The organism is Raineya orbicola (genome assembly GCF_002843425.1).
GTDB lineage: Bacteria > Bacteroidota > Bacteroidia > Cytophagales > Thermonemataceae > Raineya > Raineya orbicola.
The window spans coordinates 101,224-108,619 of sequence record NZ_NKXO01000004.1; the positions used below are offsets into that span (position 1 = coordinate 101,224).

6 protein-coding genes and 1 pseudogene are annotated in these 7,396 nt (G+C 36.9%); 3 read left to right on the plus strand and 4 right to left on the minus strand.

Annotated features, from left to right (window positions below; translation table 11 throughout):
- The first annotated feature begins 63 nt into the window (after window positions 1–63).
- The 3 genes and pseudogenes from hppD to Rain11_RS14260 all read left to right on the plus strand — a co-directional run bounded on the left by hppD (window position 64) and on the right by Rain11_RS14260 (window position 3,159).
- The gene (gene hppD, locus Rain11_RS01995) at window positions 64–1,155 is read left to right on the plus strand and encodes a 4-hydroxyphenylpyruvate dioxygenase (RefSeq protein WP_101357655.1); all 1,092 of its coding nucleotides are present in this window, start codon (window positions 64–66) and stop codon (window positions 1,153–1,155) included.
- 307 nt (window positions 1,156–1,462) lie between these two features.
- On the plus strand, window positions 1,463–2,326 hold the full coding sequence (gene accD / locus Rain11_RS02000; protein ID WP_101357656.1) for an acetyl-CoA carboxylase, carboxyltransferase subunit beta: 864 nt from the start codon (window positions 1,463–1,465) through the stop codon (window positions 2,324–2,326).
- Between the two features lie 282 nt (window positions 2,327–2,608).
- A pseudogene (locus Rain11_RS14260) lies at window positions 2,609–3,159 on the plus strand (IS1 family transposase).
- Between the two features lie 253 nt (window positions 3,160–3,412).
- On the opposite strand, the gene Rain11_RS02015 reads toward Rain11_RS14260, so the two are convergent.
- From Rain11_RS02015 to Rain11_RS02030, 4 genes are all read right to left on the minus strand, one after another.
- A complete protein-coding gene (locus Rain11_RS02015) occupies window positions 3,413–4,612 on the minus strand; it encodes a dioxygenase family protein (RefSeq protein WP_101357659.1) in 1,200 nt (399 codons plus the stop codon).
- A gap of 169 nt (window positions 4,613–4,781) precedes the next feature.
- Window positions 4,782–5,165 carry a hypothetical protein gene (locus tag Rain11_RS13820; protein ID WP_133121465.1) on the minus strand — a complete coding sequence of 128 codons (384 nt, stop codon included), beginning with the start codon at window positions 5,163–5,165 and terminating at the stop codon, window positions 4,782–4,784.
- A 769-nt stretch (window positions 5,166–5,934) separates the two neighbouring features.
- Window positions 5,935–6,732: a cation diffusion facilitator family transporter gene (locus Rain11_RS02025; RefSeq protein ID WP_101357660.1), complete on the minus strand. Its 798-nt coding sequence runs from the start codon at window positions 6,730–6,732 to the stop codon at window positions 5,935–5,937.
- Between the two features lie 184 nt (window positions 6,733–6,916).
- Complete coding sequence (locus Rain11_RS02030) at window positions 6,917–7,192, minus strand: YdeI/OmpD-associated family protein (RefSeq protein ID WP_165778054.1); 276 nt, start codon at window positions 7,190–7,192, stop codon at window positions 6,917–6,919.
- Window positions 7,193–7,396 lie beyond the last annotated feature (204 nt).

A 7,396-nucleotide genomic window follows, 5' to 3' on the forward strand; every position in this document is an offset into this window, starting at 1 on the left:
AATCTTATTTTGGTGCAAAATTTTGTTTGTCCTTTTCTTGAACATATAAAAAACTGATTTTTTATGGAAGATTTTTTGCCTATTCTCGGAACAGACCACATTGAGTTTTATGTGGGCAATGCCAAACAAGCTGCTTATTTTTATCAAGCCGCTTTTGGCTTTGAACTCGTAGCCTATGCCGGACCCGAAACAGGAGTACGTGATAGAACTTCTTATGTATTGCAACAAAATAAAATTCGCTTTGTGCTTACAGCACCGATGTTTCCTGAAAGTGAAATTGCTCAACACGTACATAAGCACGGCGATGGTGTAAAAGTACTTGCTCTATGGGTAGATGATGCCGAAAAATCGTATTATGAGACAATGAGTCGTGGAGCTAAATCTGCTTTTGAGCCTAAAAAATTGAAAGATGAATTCGGAGAAGTAGTAATTTCTGCTATTCATACCTATGGCGAAACTATCCATACTTTCGTAGAACGTAAAAACTACAAAGGGGCTTTTATGCCCGGTTATGTACCTGCCAAAAGCACTATGAAAGTTGAGCCTATTGGCTTAAAACACGTGGATCACTGCGTTGGCAATGTAGAACTTGGAAAAATGAATACTTGGGTAGAGTTTTATGAAAAAGTAATGGGCTTCAAATTGCTTGTAACCTTTGACGATAAAGATATCTCTACCGAATACTCTGCTCTTATGTCCAAAGTAGTTTCTAATGGCACAGGGTATATCAAGTTTCCTATCAATGAACCTGCCGAAGGCAGAAAAAAATCACAGATTGAAGAGTACTTAGATTTTTACAAAGGTCCTGGTGTACAGCATATTGCTATTGAAACCGAAAATATTATCCACACCGTTAGTGAGCTTCGTCGCCGTGGCGTAGATTTCTTATACGTGCCCGATAATTACTACGACGACCTCTACGACAGAGTTGGTAAAATAGATGAAGATGTCCAAAAACTCAAAGAACTTAATATTTTGGTTGATAGAGATGATGAAGGATATTTATTGCAGATTTTCACCAAACCCGTAGAAGACCGCCCTACGCTCTTTTATGAAATTATCCAACGTAAAGGTGCAACTTCTTTCGGAAAAGGCAATTTCAAAGCTCTTTTTGAAGCCATTGAACGCGAACAAGCCGTAAGAGGTAATTTGTAAAAATGGCTTTTTCCCTAAAAAATTCTCCTTTCCAAGCCTTCATCTTTTTTGATGAAGGCTTTTTTTAGAACAACACTGAAAAATGTAAATTCCAACGACTTTCAGCACGAATTTCACCATTTCCTAAATTTTGCACAACAGGATTACACCTATACTCATTTTCTTGAAAGCATAGCTTTCTATTCCGAGATTTCCTGTAAGCAGAAATTTTTTATTGATTTTCATCAATAATTTTTCTTTCCTTGCGTGTAGGTTTCTTATTTTAGAAAAATTCGTAACTTGCACCGCTCAACATAAACAGCAAATTATGAGTTGGTTTATCAGACAAGAAAAAGGCATTCAGACCCCGACTTCACAGAAAAAAGAATCACCTGATGGGCTTTGGTATAAATGTCCTTCTTGCAAAAAGGTAATGCTTACCCACGAATTGCAAGCCAATTATTACACCTGTCTCAACTGCAATTATCACGAAAAAATTGGCTCAGCAGAATATTTTGCTATCCTTTTTGATAACAACGAGTTTGAAGAATTAAACCCTAATATGACTTCCGCCGACCCGCTTAAATTCGTGGATAGCAAAGACTACCCCACACGTATTGCGGAAGCTCAAAAAAAAACAGGCTTAAAAGATGCTATTCGCACCGCTTATGGCAAAATGAATAGCATTGATATTGTAATAGCCTGTATGGATTTTGAGTTTATAGGCGGTTCTATGGGTTCGGTGGTAGGAGAAAAAATTGCCCGAGCCATTGATTTTTGCATAGAAAAGCGATTGCCTTTGCTGATTATTTCGCGTTCGGGAGGGGCAAGAATGATGGAAGCGGGCTTTTCGCTTATGCAAATGGCTAAAACCTCTGCCAAACTGGCTCTTTTGGATAAAGCAGGTTTGCCTTACATTTCTCTGCTCACAGACCCTACCACAGGAGGAGTTACAGCTTCTTTTGCAATGCTTGGCGATTTTAATATTGCAGAGCCTAACGCTTTGATAGGTTTCGCAGGACCGAGAGTTATTCGTGAAACTATCGGCAGAGATTTACCTTCGGGCTTTCAAACTGCTGAATTTGTGCTTGAACACGGCTTTTTAGATTTTATTGTTCATCGCAAAGACCTCAAAGACGAGCTTACCTCCCTACTGAAAATGATTTTACCAAAAAATGGGAATGGGAAATAACTTCTTGTCCTTTGAGAAGTACTCAAGTAGTTTATTATCAATAAATTATTTGATATTTTTTTGAGAAACCGCAAGATTTCGTAAAATAACGTGAGTTATGCGGCGAAATCTTTGTAAAGTATAATTTCGTTGGATATTTTGTAGCAGTCGTTAATAGCAGGTTTCTTATCTAAAAAAGTATAAGCGGCCATACCCACCATAGGCTCATCAAGAAATTTTTAGGGTTGTGGTAAAGATTGTATGATATTTTTGTAAAAAGCAAAGAGAGATTATTTTTGCAATATGTGTGAGGTATTCACAAAAGTAAACTGCCCTCATTGTCAAGGTACAAAGATAGTAAAAAATGGTCATAAAAAGGATAGATCACAAAATTTTTTGTGTAAATCTTGTGGTAAGCAGTTTCAACAGGCTTATCGATACAAGGGAGCAGACCCTAAAAATAAACATCTGATAGTGAGTATATTACTAAAAAATAGTAGCATACGAGATATTGCAAAGGTCTTACAAGTCAGTCGTGCTTGTGTATAAAATCAGCTCTTAAGCAGTCTGAAAAGTGTGTGATAACTCCCAAGCAAAAGCACTACAAAAGTGTTCAGATAGACGAATTTTGGTCTTATGTTCAGCACAAGAAAAAGCCAAAGCGAAAGATATTGAAATTGACCAGTATTGTACCGACCATTGGGTTGCTTTTGCTGATGTATTAGAGCAGGGCACAAAACCATCAAGTTGGCAAACATCTGACCCGTCATATTGAGGGACTGAATAATGCCTTACGAGCCAGAAATAGGCGTTTTGTACGAAAAACGACTTGCTTTTCTAAAAAAGACAAGTAGCACGAAGCAGATATCAAAACCATCTTTCAACAATGGAACTATCGCTATCATACATTCTAAACAACAACATTCTTTTATATGTTAATATTTTGTCGTCTTTTAGAGTTGCCACTAACGGAAAAGGCTTGCCGAAGGCGGGGTGTTTCAGCACTACCGTTGATTTGAAAAATCAAAGTCTGTTTAAGCAGAAAAGTGTCATAGTAGCACGTCACCCCCGCTTGCGGCAATACCTTGTTATGTGCATCCCTTCTTATCATTCGTGTTTTGGCTCATTTAAGTCAAAATAATTTCCTTTTGTTTTGTCAAGTATTTCCGCAATGAGTTTAAAGTTTTGTTCTGTCGGTTTGAGGTTTACATATTTGTCAACTATGGTTCTGTGTCTGTATATAATAAAAGTATTATCAACACTCGCATTGATTTTGTTAAGGTATACCTCGCTTTCAGTGTCGCTGAATGATGGCACAAATGTCAAAGCAATTTTTTGAAGCCCTAATTCGTTTCCAATTTTTTCTAACTCTGTTTGTCGTGCCAGCTTGTTGTATTTTTTTGAGTTTCCGTAAACAAAGTATGCTTTAAGATACTTTTCTCTTGATATACTTTCGTTGTCCAATTGTTTAAGCCATTTTTTTATGTCTGGCCAATTGGGGTTATCACCAACGAAATATACAATTCCGTGATAGCGTCCATATTTGCAAACAGGGCAAGTCCTTGTTCCTTTGTCTGGTCCAAATGCGTGAAATGGCATAAATGAAGGTTGGTCTTCGCCAATGTTTAAGCCAGATTGAATACCTGTTTTAGTTTTAGAGGGATAGTTGGGGATATTCAATCCTAATACAATATTGTGTTCTGCAATTTGAATATTGCCGTCCAATACTACTCTTAACAATTCCGTTCCTGCTCTGTCAAGTTTGCCATATTTTTTCTTATGATTTAGATACAATGGGTCATCATCAAAATAAAGGTCAGCATAATATTCGTTTATGTTTGGTTCTTTTATTGATAAGTGAATGTGTTGCGGAATATTATCATTCGGGTAAGCTGCTGGTCTTGAAGTTTTAATAGTATAATTTCCCTCCTTGTCAGACTTTACCCAACCTCGCAGTTTGCCGTGTTCCTTTGCTTGTTTAAGTGTTTCGTTATTTGATGAATACAAACCTTTATCGTCAGTATGCCAATAATAAATGATGACATCAGATGCAGGCGTTTTTCCGTCAAGTAGAAAAACTTTACCTGTCAGAATGAGTTTTTGCTTTCCTTCTTTCCAACCAATACTTGTATGTTCACTTGAAATATTTTTGGGCATTCCGACATACATCAATTCACAGCCCTCACAACCGCCACCAACTTCCTGAGTTTGTTTGATTTCGTTGGATTGTTGATTTGTTTGTCCGATGCAACTTGTCAAAAAGCTGAAAAGAGTTGCAAGTAGTCCTAAGAATAATATTCTGTTCACTTTAGTGATATTGTCTGTTAGGGTTGCACATAACGTTTTGCAGCTACCCGAAGGGCGGGACTTTTACCACAACTTGATTTGAAAAACTAATGTTTAATTAACCCCAAAACTGTCTTTGGAACACGAAACCCCGCCTTTTGGGTAGCTGCTGTTAGCAACTGTAAATTTACTAGTAACAATAGTCGCCCAAACATATATTCCATTTATCTCCGTCTTGGTCATATCCTTGTAAGTCATATATTGCGTTATCAATACAGTCACAAGTCACTTCGTAACCACACGAAAGGAAACTTTTCAATTTAATTACTGTGGCTTGTCCTTCGCCCCAAAATATAATCGCATAAACAGAATAAGAGGAGTAATCATAGCTATTTGTAGCTTGATTTAATTCCATCCCTGTCATAAAAGTTACTTTAACTGTATATTTCTTTGACCAACCATATCGTTGTTGGTATTTTACAGTTGCGACCCTTCTGCATTTAGCTTCTGCATTTGACAAAAATGTAATACTGAGAATAAATGTCAGTAATGCGGTAAGTAATTTTACTTTCATATTATTTGTTTTTATTGTTGCTAACGTTTATGCGGCTTGGCCGCAGTTGGGGATTAATTTTGCCAAAACTATAAAATAAAAACCAAACTTCCAAACACAAAACCAACTTTATTTTTTACACAAAAACCCCAATTGCGCCAAACCGCTGTTAGCACCAGTTTTTCTTTCTTCTATTGATTGTGAATTGTCTATTTAAAATCGTTCTTAAATTCAAGATAGCAATTTTCACAACCCAATGATAATCGTCTGTCGTTGTATATCCTTATAGTCAAGCAGTCAGCAATATTTACAGAAAGTTTATCTGAGCAAAATTCGCAATGGTTGTGGTTAGTTGGTGTCGTTTTGTCTGCATACTTTTATGTACTAAAGTCTTACCAAAAAGATATTTTGTCCTGTCACTGAAGTCTCAAATCGTTGTTCTTGCTGTCCTTTTTTTTAAATTTTTATAAAGTCCCCCATATTTTTGTACAATGTACAGTTTCTATTACGAAAAACAAGTCCGCCCAATTCAAATCATTTTCTGAAATTATCCTGTTCTACTACGTTCTTTATTTCGTCTACAAACTACTAATATGTTTGGTTTCTGTAATTCGGTTGATGTCGTCCTAAAATTGGTGCTAACGGTTTGCGGCTTGGCGAAGGGCGGGATTTTTAGCGCAAATGTTCATTCGAAGCACAAATGTTGAACCTTGCAAAAATGTTTCTACGAAGCACGAAACCCCGCCTTTTGCCAAACCGCTGTTAGCAGTAGTGGTTCTTTGTTCGTCCGTCATTTTGATAGTTTTAAAATTTTAAATGCTCCTTGTCCAACAATGAAAAATACAATTGTCCCAACGATAAGGTCAGGATATTTTGAGTTTGTCAAGTAAACAAGTCCGCCTGCTATAATTACTCCAAGATTTACAATTACGTCATTGGATGTAAAAATCATACTTGCTTGCATATGTGCGTCTTTGCTTTTACTTTTTTGCAGTAAATACAAACAAAGTCCGTTGCCGATAAGTGCAAGAATTGAAATAATTATCATTGTCTGAAATGCAGGAATTGTTTCACTGCCTACAAATCGTCTGATTACTTCAATGAAACCGAAAACGGCAAGTGTCAACTGAAAATAACCTGCTGATTTTGCGATGTTCTTTTTTCGTGTCATTGTCCCACCAACTGCAAAAAGTGCAAGTCCGTAAACTATGCTATCGGCAAGCATATCCAAGCTGTCCGCCACAAGTCCCATTGAGTTTGAAATAAAACCTGTTGTCACTTCAAGAGCAAAAAAGAAAAAGTTGATAGCTAAAACTTGCCAAAGCAATTTTCTTTCTCGGTTAGTGTTGTCTGTCGTTGCTGTGTAATTGTCTGCCGAAACGCTGTCAATAAGTGAAGTGTCAAGTTTTAAGTTATCAAGTCGCTGAAAAATTTGGTCGTGATTGCCTGTGTGAAAAACGGTCAGTTGTCTGTTTGCAATGTCAAATTCTAACGAGTTGATGTTTGTCAAGTCGGCAAGTTTCATCCGTATCATTTGTTCTTCGGATGGGCAGTCCATTTTTGATATTTTAAATGTCGTTTTCCTCATTGTCTATTGTTGTCGGCTGGTGCGTCCTACCATTACTGCTAACGTTCTGCCGCTTGCCGCAGGCGGGGCTTTTTAGCACTACCGTTCATTTGGAAAACCGCACTCCAATTATACGAAAAAACTGTCAACCGAAGCACTGCACCCCCGCTTGCGGCAAACCGCTGTTAGCGGGTCGTTGTTTTCGTTATGGTATTCTTATGTTCTTCTTTTTTTCTTTAAGTTGTGCTAACAGTTTGTCAATATTTTTTAACAAAGCATCTTCTGTTTTTATGTAATTAAGGTATTTCAGTATTTCCTTTCTCCTTGAAGCAGTTAAATCATTAAAAGTTTGACTTAGATTGTTCTTGTTAAGCTGCTCAGCTAATTTTTCTGGTATTGGATATTCCTTCTTGATTTTGTTTGTGTCCTGTTCAATCTCAAAAATTGCAATTTCCCCAACTGCAGTTTTTCCGCCTTTCATCATTTGCTGATTTACAAAAAGTCTGTGAGAAGCGTCCTTGACAGGCATTAAAGTTTTAATAAAATCGTACCCATTTACAATATGACCGCCAAGTTATGAATTAGTGGATATTGACGGCGTTTAATTTAACAAAATTAAGAAAGATTTCATCATTAAGAAAATCCTTATTGTTTTTTTGTGAGGTATAAAAAAAATACTTATAGC